Raw genomic sequence first — 14,953 nt, forward strand, 5'->3', positions numbered from 1 at the left:
GCTTCCGCTTGCGGCCCGCCGCGATGCTTCCGCTTGCCACCCGCGGGCACGCGGCCGGAACCGCCCGGCGGCCCGCCCGTACGCGGCGTCACACCCGCGGAATGTTCCGCAGGTTGGAACGGGCCATCTGCACCATCCGCCCCACCCCGCCGTCCAGCACGATCTTCCCCGCGGAGAGCGCGAAGCCGGACACCATCTCCGCGCTGATCTTCGGCGGGATGGAGAGCGCGTTGGGGTCGGTGACCACATCGACCAGCGCCGGCCCCTTGTGCCGGAAGGCGTCGCGCAGCGCCCCGCGCAGCTCCTTGGGCTTCTCCACCCGCACGCCGAACGCCCCGGCCGCACGGGCGATCGCGGAGAAGTCGGGGTTGCGGTTGGTGGTGCCGTACGCGGGCAGCCCCGACACCATCATCTCCAACTCCACCATCCCCAGCGAGGAGTTGTTGAAGAGCACCACCTTCACCGGCAGGTCGTACTGGACCAGCGTCAGGAAGTCCCCCATCAGCATCGCGAAGCCGCCGTCGCCCGACATCGACACGATCTGCCGCCCGCGGTCCATGAACTGGGCGCCGATCGCCTGCGGCAGCGCGTTGGCCATCGACCCGTGGCTGAACGAACCGATCACCCGCCGGCGCCCGTTGGGCGTCAGATAACGCGCCGCCCAGACATTGCACATGCCCGTGTCCACGGTGAAGACCGCGTCCTCGGCGGCCTCCTCGTCGAGCACCGAGGCGACGTACTCGGGGTGGATCGGGACGTGCTTCTCCACCTTGCGGGTGTACGCCTTGACCACGCCCTCCAGGGCGTCGGCGTGCTTCTTCAGCATCCGGTCCAGGAACCGGCGGTTCTCCTTCACCCGCACCTTCGGGGTCAGGCAGCGCAGCGTCTCCCGGACGTCGCCCCAGACGGCGAGGTCCAGTTTGGTGCGCCGGCCCAGGTGCTCGGGCCGCACGTCCACCTGGACGATCCGCACGTCGTCGGGGAGGAAGGCGTTGTAGGGGAAGTCCGTGCCGAGCAGGATCAGCAGATCGCACTCGTGGGTGGCCTCGTAGGCCGCGCCGTACCCGAGCAGCCCGCTCATCCCGACGTCGTACGGGTTCTCGTACTGGATCCATTCCTTGCCGCGCAGCGCATGGCCCACCGGCGACTTCACCCGCTCCGCGAACTCCATCACCTCGGCGTGCGCGCCCGCCGTGCCGCTGCCGCAGAAAAGCGTGACCTTGTCGGCCGCGTCGACCATCCGGGCCAGCGCGTCGATCTCCTCGTCACCGGGGCGGACCGAGGGGCGGCTGGTGACCAGGGCGTGCTGGAAGGCGCGTTCCGGCGCGGGTTCGGCGGCGAGGTCGCCGGGGAGCGAGACGACCGCGACGCCGCTCTGCCCGACGGCGTGCTGGATGGCGGTCTGGAGCACCCGCGGCATCTGCCGGGTGCTGGAGATCAGCTCGCTGTAGTGGCTGCACTCGGAGAACAGCCGGTCCGGGTGGGTCTCCTGGAAGAAGGTGGTGCCGATCTCGCTGGACGGGATGTGCGAGGCCAGCGCGAGCACCGGGGCCATGGACCGGTGCGCGTCGAACAGGCCGTTGATCAGATGCAGGTTGCCGGGCCCGCAGGACCCCGCGCAGGCCGCCAGCTTCCCGGTGAGCTGGGCCTCCGCCCCGGCGGCGAAGGCGGCGGTCTCCTCGTGCCGGACCTGGATCCAGTCGATGGCGGAGTTGCGGCGGATGGCGTCCACCACCGGGTTCAGGCTGTCCCCTACGACCCCGTAGAGCCGCCGGACACCGGCCCGCACCAGGATGTCGATGAACTGCTCGGCAACGGTCTGCTTGGCCACGAGAAGAGCCTCCTTCACACGGCGAACGGGCGGAACGGGCAACCGGCCGGCTCCTTTCCGGCTCCTTCCCATGAACCCATGGAGGGACGCACTCCGCCTCTGGGCGACCGGTTCCTGCTTCCGTTCGCTTTCCTTCCTCTTCCTGCCTCCGACCGTTCTTCTGCTTCCGTTCGCCTTTCTGCTTCCGTTTGCTACAGATCCCAGATGCCCACCGCCGTGCGGTCCCTGGTGTCGCCGGCGCCGCGCGGCTGGACGGCGGCGAGGAAGTCGACGAGGTCGGGCGGCCCCGGGACGGACCATGCGGCGGCGAGCCGGGCGGCGAAGTCCGGATCGCCGCTCAGCGGTGCCGCCACTCCGGCGCCGCACAGCAGCAGCACGTCGCCCGACCGGCCCGGCACGGCGCGGAACCGGAACGGCGTCGCCGACGGAATCGCCGGAGGAGGGCCGGGGGCGGGGTCCGGGACGGAGTGGGGGGCCAGGCCCGCCGGTCTCGCGCCGACCGGATCCAGGTCCTCCCAGCCGTCGTGACGGAGCCGGAACAGCCCGCCCGCGCCGGCGCCGAAGAACACCCACGTACGGCAGTCCGGGTCGCCGGGCACCAACAGGCAGCACAGCGCAGCCGGGTCCGCGTCGGCCGCCACGCCCAGCTCCGCCGCCCGGCCGCGCAGCCGCCCGAAACCGCGGGCGGTGAGGCGCTGCAACCCCGCCCTGAGCGACTCGCGCCGCCCGGCGCGGAGGTCCTGGGCCAACCGGGTGGCGCAGCGGCCGACGGCACCGCCGGCCCAGGCACAGGCCGCGCGGGCCGCGCGCTGGGCGACCGCTCCCCTGGGGGACAGGCCGGTGGCGACGGCCACCAGGAGGACCGCGTCCGGGTCCGCCCCGAACCGGGCGACGAGGAACGTCTCCCCGCGCACCTCGCCCCGCTGATACGCGTCGGCGCCGCGTTGCGAGACGGCACGGACGTCGGCCCGGCCGAACCGGGCGCCGTCCAGGACCGTGTCGGGCACCGGCTCGCCGAGGTCGTCCGCCGGACCCGCCTCGGGGAGCGGGAACGTGACGGGGACGGTCGCCTCCCAGGCAGCGGGCTCGGGATCCATGACGGCGTCGAGCGGCGCTTCCGCCGTGGCGGCGTCATCGATCGGCGCGTCCGTCGTGGCGGCATCGCCGGGGGGCGGGGCCGACAACGGCGGGACCGACGAGGAGGACGGCGGGGGCGGGGGCGGAGAGGGCTCCGCGGGCCGGGGCGGGGACGGTGTCCGCCGGGCGGGCGGGTCCCAGGACGGCGGTTCCCAGGCGCTCGGCTCCCACTGCCGGGGCTCGAACGACGTCAGGGAGAGCTCTCCCGCGGCGGCTGCCGAGGACGGGGACTTGCCGTTCCCCTCCCTCGTCGCCTCCCTCGTCCTCTGCCCCGTCCCCTCCTTCGTCCCCTCCCCCGTCCCGGAATCGTCGCCGTACAGCTCCCGCCACCACCAGTCGTCCCCTCTTCCGCGGCCCGCCCCCTGCTGCTTCATGGCCCGCATTGTCCCGTGGCGCATGCCGCCGAAACAGGGTGCGAACAGGGCGCGAACAGGGCACTCCAGGAAGCGCCGGTCGCCCGCTTCCGGCAGGCTTGGGCCATGCGGGCCGTGAGAGAGCGCAGCGTCCGGGCCCTCGTCCGGCGTGCGCCGTTCGGGCCGCGCCCGCGCGCCGGCGGCTCCGGGGCCGGCGCATGAACGCCTGGCAGCTGATCGGCGTCGGGCTGGTCATGCTGTTCGGCGTGTTCGGGGTGCTGGTCCCCGGCCTCCCCGGCCCGCTGGTCATCTGGGCGGGGCTGCTGTGGTGGGCGACGGCCGAACGGTCGACCCTGGCGTGGACGGTACTGATGGCCGGCACCGGCGTGCTGCTGCTCAACCAGGTGCTCAAGTGGCTGCTGCCGACCCGCAGTCTGCGCGACGCGGGCGTGCCCTACCGCACGCTGCTCCTCGCAGGCGCGGCCGGTGTCGCGGGGTTCTTCCTCGTACCCGTCATCGGCTGTCCGCTGGGCGCGCTCGGCGGCCTCTACCTCCTCGAACGCGTCCGCCTGGGCAGCCACGGCGATGCCTGGGCCTCGACCCGTACGGTCCTGCGCGCCATCGGCCTGAGCGTGCTGGTCGAACTGTTCGCCTGTCTGCTGGTGGTGGGTGCCTGGGTGGGGGCGGTGCTCGCGGGCTGAGGGGCGGCCGGCCCGGACCTCTGCCCCCACCGGAGGCTTCCGTCCGGAGCCACCGCCCCGCGTGCCCCCGTGTGCCCGGCGCCTTACCGGCCCGGCCGTCGGCGCCCGGCCGCCGCCTGCCCCCGCTTCTGCTCCATCTGGTGCCGGCCCAGTGCCTGCTTCTGCTTCCAGTCACGCCGGATCTCGGCGCGCAGCCGGGCGTCCGTCTTGGCCACGATGCGCTGGTTCTCCCGCTGCAGCTTGCGGTAGCTCTCCAGCCGACGGGCCGTCAACTCACCACTAACCACTGCCTCTTGGACCGCACAGCCCGGTTCGGCATCGTGTGCGCAGTCGTGGAAACGGCACCGTTCGGCCAGTTCCTCGACGTCGGCGAACGTCCGGGCCAGTCCGTCCGCCGCATCCCACATGCCGACGCCGCGGAGTCCCGGCGTGTCGATCAGTACGCCGCCTCCGGGCAGCACCAGCAGATCGCGGGTCGTGGTGGTGTGCCGGCCCTTGCCGTCCTGGTCGCGCACCGCCCGTACGTCCTGGACGTCCGCGCCGTGGAGGGCGTTGGCCAGGGTGGACTTGCCGGCCCCGGACCGCCCCAGGAGGACGGAGGTGGCGCCGGTGAGCACGGTGGAGAGCGTGTCGACGCCCTCCCCGGTGGCCGCGCTGACCGCAACCACCCGCACACCGGGGGCGGCGTCCGCCGCGTCCGCCACAAGGTGGCCGAGCGTGACCGGGTCCGCCACCAGGTCGGCCTTGGTGAGAGCCACCACCGGCTGCGCCCCGCTCTCCCACACCAGGGAGACGAACCGCTCGACGCGGTCCAGGTCCAGGGCCTCGGCCAGGGAGACCGCGACGACGGCGTACCCGACGTTCGCGGCGAGGACCTGGCCCTCGGAGCGCTTGGTCGAGGCGGACCGCAGGATGGCGGTGCGGCGCGGCAGCAACGCCCGTACCACGCCGTCGAGATGGTCGCCGGCGCGCCCGTTGTGCAGGTCGAGCACGGCCCAGTCGCCGGTGCACGGGACCCGCGTCGGGTCGCCGGTGGCCACCAGCGCGGTGTCCGCCAGGACGGTGCGGACGCGGTCGCCGTCCGGCACCACGGCGTCCACGCGGCCGCGGTCGACGCGGACGATGCGGCCGGGCACGAACCCCTGCCCGGCGAAGGGGGTGAAGAGCTCCGCGAATCCGTCGTCCCAGCCGTAGTCGGCGGTCAGCGGATGGGCAGCGGAGAGAGCGTGATCGAACAACGGGAGGGCCTTTCGGAAGTCGGAAAGGCGCGGTCCCGGCCGTGCGTGCTCGGTGCGCCCGGTGAGGCCGGGCACACGGGAGGAGCACGCGGAGGAACGAGAAGGAGTCGGCTCAGCCGAGGACCGCGGGGAGGACATCGATGGTCTTCTGGATGCGGATGCGGGCGGTGCCCGTGGCAGCGACGGTCATCAGATGCCACCTCCCTCTTCGGTGCGGTTCCCCGGCGCGGCGTGCGTCGGGCGCCGACGGATGGTGTCGACGACGGGTCAGACGGTAGACGGGCCGGCCGCGTCGCGCCAACGATTTACCCGGAGCCCGGATCGACTGCGGTGCCCGGATCGCCGGCGGAGGGCGGATCGCCGCCCGGTGCGGGACACTGGCCCGATGACGAGTGAGCCCCCCGAGCAGGAACCGACCATCATCTGGGAGGGTGCCGGACCCGTCGGCCCCGACGGCCTCACCGTCGGCCGCACGGCCGCGCTGGTCGGGGTCAGCGTGAAGACGCTGCACCACTGGGACACGGTCGGGCTGGTGCGGCCGAGCGGGCGCACCTGGGCCGGGTACCGCGTGTACTCGGCGGACGACGTCGCCCGGATCCACCGGGTCCTCGTCTACAAGGAACTCGGGTTCCCGCTCGCACAGATCGGCCGGCTGCTCGACGATCCGGACACCGACGCCCGCGCGCATCTGCGCCGGCAGCGGTCACAGCTCGTGGAGCGGATCGCCCGCCTGGAGAAGATGGTCGGCGCGGTCGACCGGATGCTGGAGGCGTCGAGGACGGGCCTGCGGCTCACCCCGGAGCAGCAGGTCGAGATCTTCGGCGCGGACTGGCAGCCGGGCTGGGTCGACGAGGCCGAGGAGCGCTGGGGCGACACCGCGCAGTGGGCCCAGTACGCGGAGCGGGCGGCCGCCATGTCGCCGGAGGACTGGAAGGAGGTCGCGGCGACGACCGACGCGCTCAACACCGACCTGGCCGCCGCGCGGCGCGCCGGTGTCGCCCCCGGCTCGGACGAGGCGAACGCCCTCGCCGAGCGCCATCGCGCGCTGCTCTCGCGCTACTTCGACTGCACCCACGCGATGCAGGTCTGCATCGGGCGGCAGTTCGTCGACGACCCTCGTTACGCGGAGTACTTCGACACCTTCGCGCCGGACCTCACCCGCTGGCTGCGCGACGTGATCTTTGCGAACGCCGAGGCCCACGGCGTGGACCCGGAGACCTCGACCTGGGGGTGACGCCACGGCCTACCCGCCGGCCGACTTCCCGGCGTCGTAGGCGAGAACCGCGTCGAGGTACTCGCCGATGGCGTCGCGGTTGCGGATCAGGCAGGCGATGCGGTCGGTCATCCGGTCCCGTTCGCGCTCCAGGGTGGCGATCATCTCCGGGGTCGCGTCGGGGAAGTAGATGGTCCGCGGCCGGTCCAGGCAAGGCAGGATCTGCTTGATGATGCGGGTCGGCAGTCCGGCGTCGAGCAGTCCCCTGATCTGCAGTACGCGGTCCACGAAGCGCTCGTCGTAGTCGCGGTAGCCGTTCGGGGTGCGGGCGGCGGCGATCAGCCCCTGCTCCTCGTAGTAGCGCAGCAGCCGCCGGGGTGTGCCGGTGCGTTCCGACAGTTCTCCGATCCGCACGGCCGCCCCTCCCGTATCGCCGACCCGGCCGGGCTCAGCATACGGGCGCGCCGTCGCGGCCCGGGTGCCCGGCGTCCGCTCAGTCGTGCGGCGGCAGTTGGCGGACCTGGTGGTCGGCGGCGTTGAGGGCCTCGTCGACCAGGCGCCGCAGATGGCCGTGGCGCAGGGCGTACACGGCGCGGCGGCCGTCCTTGCGGGTGGTGACCAGCCCGGCCAGCCGGAGCCGGGCGAGGTGCTGGCTGACGGAGGTGCGGGAGGCGTCGCACGCCTCGGTGAGGGTGGTGACGTCGGCCTCGCCCGCGCTCAGGCGCCGCAGCAGGGTGAGCCGGGTGCGGTCGGCGAGGAGTCCCAGGATCTCCACGGCGGCCGCGATCCGCGTGCCGTCGTCCGGCTCCTGCGCATCGTGCGCAGCTGATAGGTGCATGCGTGCGCTCATACGCACATAATGGAGGGACGAGGGCGGACGGCACAAGCCGCGCCCCGGACGACGGGAAGGTGCGATGCCTGTGAACGCGCACGAGTCGGCCCCCGAACTCCCCTCCCACGGCCACGGGCACGGACACAGCCATGGGCACGGACACAGCCACCACCATCCGCCCCACGCCCCCTGCGGGCGCTCGCGGGCGGCCCGGCTGCGGCACCGGCTCGCGCACGCCGTCACCCCGCACAGCCACGAGGCCATGGACAAGGTCGATCCCGCGCTGGAGAGTTCCCGCGAGGGCCTGCGCACTCTCTGGCTGTCGCTCGCGGTCCTCGCCTTGACGACCGTGGTCCAGGCGGCGGTCTTCGCGCTCTCCGGTTCGGTGGCGCTGCTCGGCGACACCCTGCACAACGCCGCCGACGCGCTGACCGCGGTCCCCCTCGGCATCGCCTTCGTCCTCGGCCGGCGGGCCGCCAACCGCCGCTACACCTACGGCTACGGCCGGGCCGAGGACCTGGCCGGGGTGGTCATCGTGCTCACCATCGCGGCGTCCGCGGTGCCCGCCCTCTACACGGCCGTCGACCGGCTGCTGCACCCGCGCGACGTGCAGCACCTGGGGGCGGTCGCGGCCGCCGCGCTGGCCGGTTTCGTGGGGAACGAGTGGGTGGCCCGCTACCGCATCCGCACCGGCCGCCGGATCGGCTCGGCCGCCCTGGTCGCCGACGGGCTGCACGCCCGCACCGACGGCTTCACGTCCCTGGCGGTGCTGCTGGGCGCGGGCGGTGCCGCACTGGGCTGGCGGGCCGCCGACCCGGTCGTCGGCCTGCTGATCACCGCCGCGATCCTGCTGGTCCTCAAGGGCACCGCCCGGGAGGTGTTCCGGCGGCTGATGGACTCGGTGGACCCGGCGCTGGTGGCGGCCGCCGAGGCGGCGCTGCGGGCGGTGCCCGGGGTGCGCGGGGTGGGGCAGCTGCGGATGCGCTGGATCGGTCACACCCTGCGGGCCGAGGCGGACATCGTCCTCGACCCGCGGCTGACCGTGGCCCGGGGCCACCGGATCGCGGTGGCCGCCGAGCACGCGCTGATCCACGGCGTGCCGCGGCTGACCGCGGCCACCGTCCACCTCGACCACACACCAGAGGACGGTGCCGCGGATCCGCACGCGGCGCTGGACCACCACGCCGCGCCTGCCCGCGGCCGGCCCGCACCGGCTCAGCTCAGGAGGGGGATCAGCCCCAGTCCGAACACCACGTAGAAGCCGGCCGCCAGGGCCAGCCGCCGGGGGGTCAGCCGGTGGGCGCGCATGGTCAGCAGGAGGTAGCCGATCGCGGCCATGGTGATCAGGCCGGACCACAGCAGGGCGGTGTCGAAGTGCCAGCTGGTGAAGAGCAGGCCGAGGCCGCTGGGGACGGTCGCCTGGATCATCATGGCGCCGGAGATGTTGGCCAGGGCGAGTTTGGTCTTGCCCTGGCGGACCCAGATCACCGCGTTCATGATCTCCGGCAGTTCGGTGGCGACCGGGGAGAGCAGCAGCGCGGTGACCGACGCGGAGAGTCCGAGCATCGGGCCGATGGCGTCCAGCTGGTGGACGAAGAGCTGCGAGGCGAAGAAGATCACCACCAGGGTGACCAGGGTCTGGGCGACGACCGCCCAGGTCGCCGGGGACGCGGCCCGGGGCTGGAACTTCAGCGGCTCCAGCTCGACGCCCTCCTCGTCGTCCTCGTGGTCGCCGCGGAGCTCGCGCCAGAAGTAGACCGCGTACACCGCGAAGAACGCCACGCCGAGCACCGGCTTGAAGGCGAAGGCGACCAGGCCGAGCGCGACCTTGACGACGAACACCGGCAGGAACCACGTCTGGTCCTTGGCCAGTCGCCGCAGGTCCCGCTCCGTGCCGAGGGCCTCCCCCGGCCGCTCCGCGGTGGCCGCCGCGCCGACCGCGCCGGCGGATGCGCCCGCGGGGACCGCGGCGCGCCGCCTGCGCCGCTGGAGCAGCAGCACCGCGCCGGTCACGCCGTATGCCACGGTGGCCAGTGCCAACGGGCCGCCCATCGCGGCGCCGACGCCGATGTCCTTGGCCTCAGGGGTGGCGCCGGTGGTCACCGCGACCAGGGTCACCACGGACTCCGGCAGGGCGGTGCCGAAGGCGGCCAGGATGGTGCCCACCGCCATCCGGCCCACGTTGAGCCGCTCACCGAGCCATTCCACGGCGTTGACGAACCACTCGCAGGAGAGGTAGATCGCCACCGCGCACGCGATGAGCAGGACGAAATGCAACACGCTGATCGTCAGCCTTTCCGCACCGGCGGGCTTCGAGGGCGACCGGCGTGGGAGCGGCGGACGGCTTCGACCCCGCCGACGCGTTCGAATCGTCGACAAAGGGCCGAAGGTCTCGCCCGCCCGCACCGTGACGGCGCGGGCCCGGCCACCGGGAGCCGCCTGCGGCTCCAGTGTGTCGACGACCGGTTTGCGGGGCTACTCCCCTTCGCAGCCCCCCACCCTACACACCACGGGCACGGACCGGCCTCGGCAGAGACGCCGGGGAGGCCGGCCGGGATCAGCCGGACTGCTGCAGCCGCAGGAGCGACGCGGCCAGTTGGTCCACCTCCTCCGGGGTGTTGTAGAGGGCGAGCGAGGCCCGGGCCGCGCTCTCCAGCCCGTAGTGGGCCAGGGCCGGCTGGGCGCAGTGGTGGCCGGCCCGGACGGCGATGCCGTCCTCGTCGAGCCACTGCGCGATCCGGGCCGGGTCCTGGCCCGCCAGGGTGAAGGTGAGCACCGCGATCCGGTCGGGGGCGGAGCCGATCAGGTCCAGGCCGGGGACCGCGGCCAGTGCCTGTTGGGCATGGCCCAGCAGCTCGGTCTCGTACGCGGCGACCGCGGAACGGTCGAAGCCGGTCAGCCAGTTGATCGCGGCGAGCAGGCCGACCACGCCGGCGATGTGCCCGGTGCCGGCCTCCAGGCGGTGCGGCACGGGCGCGTACGTGGTGTGGTCGAAGGAGACCGAGTCGATCATGTTGCCGCCGCCCTGCCACGGCGCCATCTCCTCCAGGATCTCCGGCTTGGCGTACAGGGCGCCGATGCCCGTGGGGGCGAACAGCTTGTGGCCGGAGAAGACGTAGAAGTCGGCGTCGAGGTCCTTGACGTCGACCGGGAAGTGGGCCACCGCCTGGGCGCCGTCCACCAGGACCTTGGCCCGGTAGCGGTGGGCGAGCGCGGTCATCTCCTTGACCGGCGGGACGGTGCCGAGGACGTTCGACGCCTGGCCGAGGGCGACCAGCCGGGTCCGCATGGAGAGCCGGTCGGCGTAGGCGTCGAGGTCGATCTGCCCGTCCGGCCGCAGCGGTACGGGCACCACCCGGGCGCGGGTCTCCTTGGCCACCATCTGCCAGGGGACGATGTTGGAGTGGTGCTCCAGCACCGGCACCAGGATGTCGTCGCCGGGGCCGAGGTTGGCCCGCCCCCAGCTCTGGGCGACGAGGTTGATCGCCTCGGTCGTGCCGCGGGTGAAGACGATCTCGTCCGGGGACGCCGCGCCCAGGAAGCGGGCGACGGCGGTGCGGCCCGCCTCGTACGCCTCGGTGGCCTCGCGGGCCATCGTGTGCGCGCCGCGGTGGATGTTGGAGTTGCCCGCGGCGTAGAAGCCGGAGACCGCCTCGATGACCTGGCGGGGCTTCTGGGTGGTGGCCCCGTTGTCGAGCCAGACCAGCGGTTTGCCGTTGACGGTCCGGTGCAGGATCGGCACGTCGCGGCGCGCCGACTCGGGCGAGAAGGGCGGCTGTTGGGTCAGGTGACGGCCCGTCGGTTCGGTGCCGTTCCAGGGGGCGCCGGCGGACTCGGGGGCCGGCGCGGGGGCACCGGTGCCGGCGCCGGACGCGGCCGCGGGGGCGGCGGGTGCCGCGGCGGTGCCGAGGCCGGGCACCGCCGCTCCGGTCGTGGGGACGCCCGCAGCGCCGGTCCCGGCCGACGGGAGTCCCAGCAGGTCAGGCGTAGTCATGGTAGCGGGACACCTCGACGTTCTGGAGGACGGCGAGGGCGTCCTCGACGAGGACCGCGGCGTTGAAGTACGCGGTCATCAGGTACGAGGTGATGCCCTTCTTGTCGACGCCCATGTTCCGCATGGACAGGCCCGGTTCGATCTCGTCGGAGACGTTCGCCGGGCGCAGCCCGACCACGCCCTGCTCGGCCTCGCCGACCCGCATCAGCAGGATCTCGGTGGTGCCGGTGTCCGCCCCGCCGGAGAACCGCACCTTGTCGGACGGGAGCAGCGGCACCCCGCGCCAGGTCAGCAGCGGGCTGCCGAAGCTGGTGTCGATGACCGGGGGCACGCCCCGCCGGGTACATTCGCGGCCGAACGCGGCGATGGTCCGGGGGTGGGCGAGGAAGTAGCCGGGCTGCTTCCAGACCCGGCTGAGGAGCTCGTCGAGGTCGTCGGGGGTGGGGGCGCCGTAGCGGGCCTGGACGCGCTGGCCGGGGGCGACGTTGCTGAAGAGGCCGTGCTCGGGGTGGTTGAGGAGGACGTCCTCCTGCCGCTCGCGGAGCGCGTGCGCGGTGAGATTGGCCTGGGTGCGGACCTGGTCCATGGTGCCGCTGTAGAGGTCGGAGACCCGGGTGTGGACGCGCAGCACGGTCTGGGCGAGGTTCATGTGGTACTCGCGGGGCGTGTCCTCGTAGTCGACGAAGGTCGCCGGCAGGTCGGGTTCGCCGGTGTGTCCGGAGCTGAGGTCGACCGGCACCTCGCTGCCCGGCAGTACGCCGTCCGCGGCGAGGTAGGCGTCGGTCGCGGCCCGCAGCGCCGGGTCGCGGTCACCGAGGCGGGCCAGGACGGCGCGGTCGAGGCTGAGCGCGGTGCCGGGGGTGAGCGCGGTGACCCGGTAGGGCATCGGGGCCGAGCGGGTCCAGGCGTCGAGGTCGAAGAACTGGCCGTCGCCGATCACGTCGAGCAGCGCGTCCTCGCCGTAGCGGCCGCGCGCCCGCTTCTCGGCGCGGCCCTGTACGATCACGAGCAGACGGCCCGTCACCTCCCCGCTCTCGGCGAGGACTTGTCCGGCGTCGAAGGGCACCGTCTCGAAGTCACCGGCGAGTTCGGTCAGCAGCGCGTCGTCCGCCTCACGCAGATACGGCAGTTCACGCAGGTCGCCGGGGATGACGCGGTGGGTGTCGCCGTCCTGGTAGGTGGCGATGCGGTCGTCACCGAGGACGTAGGTGCGGCGGCGGTTGACGCGGAAGACGCCGGATTCGACGTCCACCCACGGCAGGGCGCGCAGCAGGTAGCGCGGGGTGATGCCGCGCATCTGGGGTGTGGTCTTGGTCGTGGTCGCGAGTTGCCGTGCCGCATCCGGGGCGAGCGTCATCCGGTCGTTCACTGGGACCTCCATACGGGACCAACGGCATGCCGGCCACCCGGCGCGGGGCCGGCGGCATGCGGGACACCGGGATGGTCGGGGCCGGAATATGCGGTGCGCAATGGCTCACCGGCGGGCCCGCGGCCGGAAACGCTCGGAACCCGAAACCCACCATGACGGACCTACGTGCGATTACCTTGTGTCGCGCGGGCGTTACACCGCGTGGAATCGGCCTTCACGGGCCGCCTCGCAGCACCCAAGGCCCCCTACGTCGACGCCCGTCCCCCCTCCACAACCGACCGAATTTGCCCTCTTAAGGCCGCTTTGTCATTCCGAAAGTAATGCTTATGGTGGCGCGCCGATCACCGCTTCGGTCAACCACGGTGGGGGCGCTTCGCGTCCAGCCAAGTCAGTGGGTCCAACTGACTCTCATCCAACTGACTTTCACTGACTGTGGAGGAGCCTCCAGATGGAGAATCCGGATGTCCTCATCTCCGGCGCCGGCGTCGCCGGGCCGGCCCTGGCGTACTGGCTGAGCCGCTACGGATTCCACGTCACCGTGGTGGAGCGGGCTCCCGAACCGCGCCCCGGTGGCCAGGCGATCGACGTGCGCGGGCCGGCGCTGGACGTCGCGGAGCGCATGGGCATCCTGTCCGAGATCCGCCAACTCACCACCGACCTGCGCGGCGTCACGGTCGTCGACGCGTCCGGCAAGGAGCTGTACCGCAGCACCGAGCGCACTTTCACCGGCGGACAGATCGACAACCCCGACGTCGAGGTCATGCGCGACGACCTGTGCCGCATCATCCACCAGGCCACCGGCGACACGGTGGAGTACCTGTTCGACGACTCCCTCACCTCCCTCACCCAGGACGACCGGAAGGTCCACGTCACCTTCGAGCGCGGCGCGCCCCGCACGTTCGATCTCGTCGTGGGGGCCGACGGACTGCACTCCACCGTGCGCCGGCTCGCCTTCGGCCCGGAAGCCGACTGCCTGCGCCATCTCGGCAGCTACGTCGGGCTGTTCACCGCTCCCAACTTCCTCGACCTCGACTACTGGCAGGTCTATCACCAGAGCGGCGACCTGGGCGGCATGGTCATGAGCGCCCGGAACAACACGGAGTCCCGGGTGCTCCTGGCTCTGCGGCAGGCCGAGCCGCTGGAGTACGACCACCGCGACGTCGGCGCGCAGAAGCGCCTGCTGGCGGAGCGTTTCGCCGACGCGGGCTGGGAGCTTCCGCACACACTGAAGTACATGTGGGACGCGCCCGACTTCCACTTCGACTCGATGAGCCAGATCCACCTGGACAGCTGGTCGCGGGGCCGCGTGGTGCTGCTCGGCGACGCGGGTTACTGCGGTTCCCCCATGACCGGCCAGGGCACGAGCCTGGCGCTGATCGGCGCCTACGTACTGGCGGGCGAACTCAGGGCCGCGCGCGGCGACCACCGCGCGGCGTTCGCCGCCTACGAGAGGGAGCTGCGGGAATACGTCGCACGGACGCAACAGCTCGCGCTGGACAACGTGGAACGCCTGGAGGAGGCGATGGCCGCCACCGCTCAGGGCGAGCCGGAGACGCCGCCGGTCGTCAACGACAGTGACATGGCGAAGTTCTACGAAGTCGTCAACTCCCTTGCGTTGAAGACTTACTGAGCCGTACCGCTCGGGCCGCCCATACCGTGCGGACGGCCCGCGCCGCCGCCGCGCACCCCGCTCCCGCCAGCCCCGCCGCCGCCAGGACCCACAGGCTCGTCCGGTCCGCCGGCTGCCAGGCCAGCTCCGAGCGCTGGTTCACCACGAAGCCGTCGAAGAACATCCAGGAGACGAGGACGACGGCGGGGACCAGGCGGAGCCGGGCCGCCGCGGTGACGGCGGCGGTCAGCAGCGCGAACGCGGTGAGCGACAGCGTCAGGTGCGCGGCCTCGTCGGTCACCAGCAGGGCGGTCACCGCGACCGCGCTCGCCGCGGCGCCGACCGGCAGCACCAAGTCGCGGCCCGGCGTGTCGGCGGGCCGTGGCGCGGGGAAGCGCGGCGTGGGCCGTGGATGGGCGGGGACGGGATGGTGAAGGGTCGCCATGGGAGCACCTCCTGGGGCCGGGGGCCTGTGTGCCAGGGTGCGCGGGCCGCGGGGACGGGGGGCGATTCCGCGAGGGTCTTAACGCGGTGCGTACGGGCGGCGAGGAGATTCTGACGCGGCCCTGACACCGGGCGTCCGGACACCGGATGGTTCCTGTCGCGCCCCTGGCACGCAGGAGGTGCGGGGGCGTGTTGCATACTCGCACCTCGTCGCCCGGGATCCGCCCGGCGA

General features: G+C 73.0%; 13 protein-coding genes. 4 read left to right on the forward strand and 9 right to left on the reverse strand.

The features are described from left to right. Nucleotides 1-88: 88 nt before the first annotated feature. Both ACRAS8_RS08115 and ACRAS8_RS08120 read right to left on the reverse strand, forming a co-directional pair. A complete protein-coding gene (locus tag ACRAS8_RS08115; RefSeq protein ID WP_438485231.1) occupies nucleotides 89-1,831 on the reverse strand; it encodes a pyruvate dehydrogenase in 1,743 nt (580 codons plus the stop codon). 191 nt (nucleotides 1,832-2,022) lie between these two features. Then, nucleotides 2,023-3,342: a protein phosphatase 2C domain-containing protein gene (locus tag ACRAS8_RS08120; RefSeq protein ID WP_438485233.1), complete on the reverse strand. Its 1,320-nt coding sequence runs from the start codon at nucleotides 3,340-3,342 to the stop codon at nucleotides 2,023-2,025. A 197-nt stretch (nucleotides 3,343-3,539) separates the two neighbouring features. Between ACRAS8_RS08120 and ACRAS8_RS08125 the strand changes: the two genes are divergently transcribed. Then, the gene (locus tag ACRAS8_RS08125) at nucleotides 3,540-4,022 is read left to right on the forward strand and encodes a DUF456 domain-containing protein (protein ID WP_438485235.1); all 483 of its coding nucleotides are present in this window, start codon (nucleotides 3,540-3,542) and stop codon (nucleotides 4,020-4,022) included. Nucleotides 4,023-4,105: 83 nt separating this feature from the next. On the opposite strand, the gene rsgA is transcribed toward ACRAS8_RS08125, so the two are convergent. Next, the gene (gene rsgA / locus ACRAS8_RS08130) at nucleotides 4,106-5,260 is read right to left on the reverse strand and encodes a ribosome small subunit-dependent GTPase A (protein ID WP_438485237.1); all 1,155 of its coding nucleotides are present in this window, start codon (nucleotides 5,258-5,260) and stop codon (nucleotides 4,106-4,108) included. Between the two features lie 385 nt (nucleotides 5,261-5,645). On the opposite strand from rsgA, the gene ACRAS8_RS08135 reads away from it, so the two are divergent. Then, complete coding sequence (locus ACRAS8_RS08135) at nucleotides 5,646-6,494, forward strand: MerR family transcriptional regulator (RefSeq protein WP_438485238.1); 849 nt, start codon at nucleotides 5,646-5,648, stop codon at nucleotides 6,492-6,494. Nucleotides 6,495-6,503: 9 nt separating this feature from the next. Here ACRAS8_RS08135 and ACRAS8_RS08140 read toward each other — a convergent pair whose 3' ends face one another. Then, a complete protein-coding gene (locus ACRAS8_RS08140; protein ID WP_438485240.1) occupies nucleotides 6,504-6,887 on the reverse strand; it encodes a MerR family transcriptional regulator in 384 nt (127 codons plus the stop codon). A 79-nt stretch (nucleotides 6,888-6,966) separates the two neighbouring features. Continuing rightward, on the reverse strand, nucleotides 6,967-7,323 hold the full coding sequence (locus tag ACRAS8_RS08145) for an ArsR/SmtB family transcription factor (protein WP_438485241.1): 357 nt from the start codon (nucleotides 7,321-7,323) through the stop codon (nucleotides 6,967-6,969). Between the two features lie 64 nt (nucleotides 7,324-7,387). Between ACRAS8_RS08145 and ACRAS8_RS08150 the strand changes: the two genes are divergently transcribed. Next, a complete protein-coding gene (locus ACRAS8_RS08150; protein WP_438485243.1) occupies nucleotides 7,388-8,563 on the forward strand; it encodes a cation diffusion facilitator family transporter in 1,176 nt (391 codons plus the stop codon). Here the strand turns inward: ACRAS8_RS08150 and ACRAS8_RS08155 are convergent. The 3 genes from ACRAS8_RS08155 to ACRAS8_RS08165 form a co-directional block, all read right to left on the reverse strand. After that, nucleotides 8,521-9,585 (reverse strand): sodium:calcium antiporter, encoded by a 1,065-nt coding sequence (locus tag ACRAS8_RS08155; protein WP_438485245.1) that lies wholly within the window; start codon nucleotides 9,583-9,585, stop codon nucleotides 8,521-8,523. The genes ACRAS8_RS08150 and ACRAS8_RS08155 overlap by 43 nt on opposite strands. Nucleotides 9,586-9,862: 277 nt before the next feature. Beyond that, complete coding sequence (locus ACRAS8_RS08160; protein ID WP_438485247.1) at nucleotides 9,863-11,299, reverse strand: SufS family cysteine desulfurase; 1,437 nt, start codon at nucleotides 11,297-11,299, stop codon at nucleotides 9,863-9,865. Further along, complete coding sequence (locus ACRAS8_RS08165; RefSeq protein ID WP_438485249.1) at nucleotides 11,286-12,668, reverse strand: family 2B encapsulin nanocompartment shell protein; 1,383 nt, start codon at nucleotides 12,666-12,668, stop codon at nucleotides 11,286-11,288. The genes ACRAS8_RS08160 and ACRAS8_RS08165 overlap by 14 nt, the downstream gene beginning before the upstream one ends. Nucleotides 12,669-13,116: 448 nt before the next feature. On the opposite strand from ACRAS8_RS08165, the gene ACRAS8_RS08170 reads away from it, so the two are divergent. After that, a complete protein-coding gene (locus ACRAS8_RS08170) occupies nucleotides 13,117-14,298 on the forward strand; it encodes an FAD-dependent monooxygenase (protein WP_438485251.1) in 1,182 nt (393 codons plus the stop codon). Here the strand turns inward: ACRAS8_RS08170 and ACRAS8_RS08175 are convergent. Continuing rightward, a complete protein-coding gene (locus ACRAS8_RS08175) occupies nucleotides 14,270-14,722 on the reverse strand; it encodes a DUF4118 domain-containing protein (protein ID WP_438485253.1) in 453 nt (150 codons plus the stop codon). The genes ACRAS8_RS08170 and ACRAS8_RS08175 overlap by 29 nt on opposite strands. Between the last annotated feature and the right edge of the window lie 231 nt (nucleotides 14,723-14,953).

The organism is Streptomyces sp. S186, assembly GCF_051603415.1.
GTDB lineage: Bacteria > Actinomycetota > Actinomycetes > Streptomycetales > Streptomycetaceae > Streptomyces.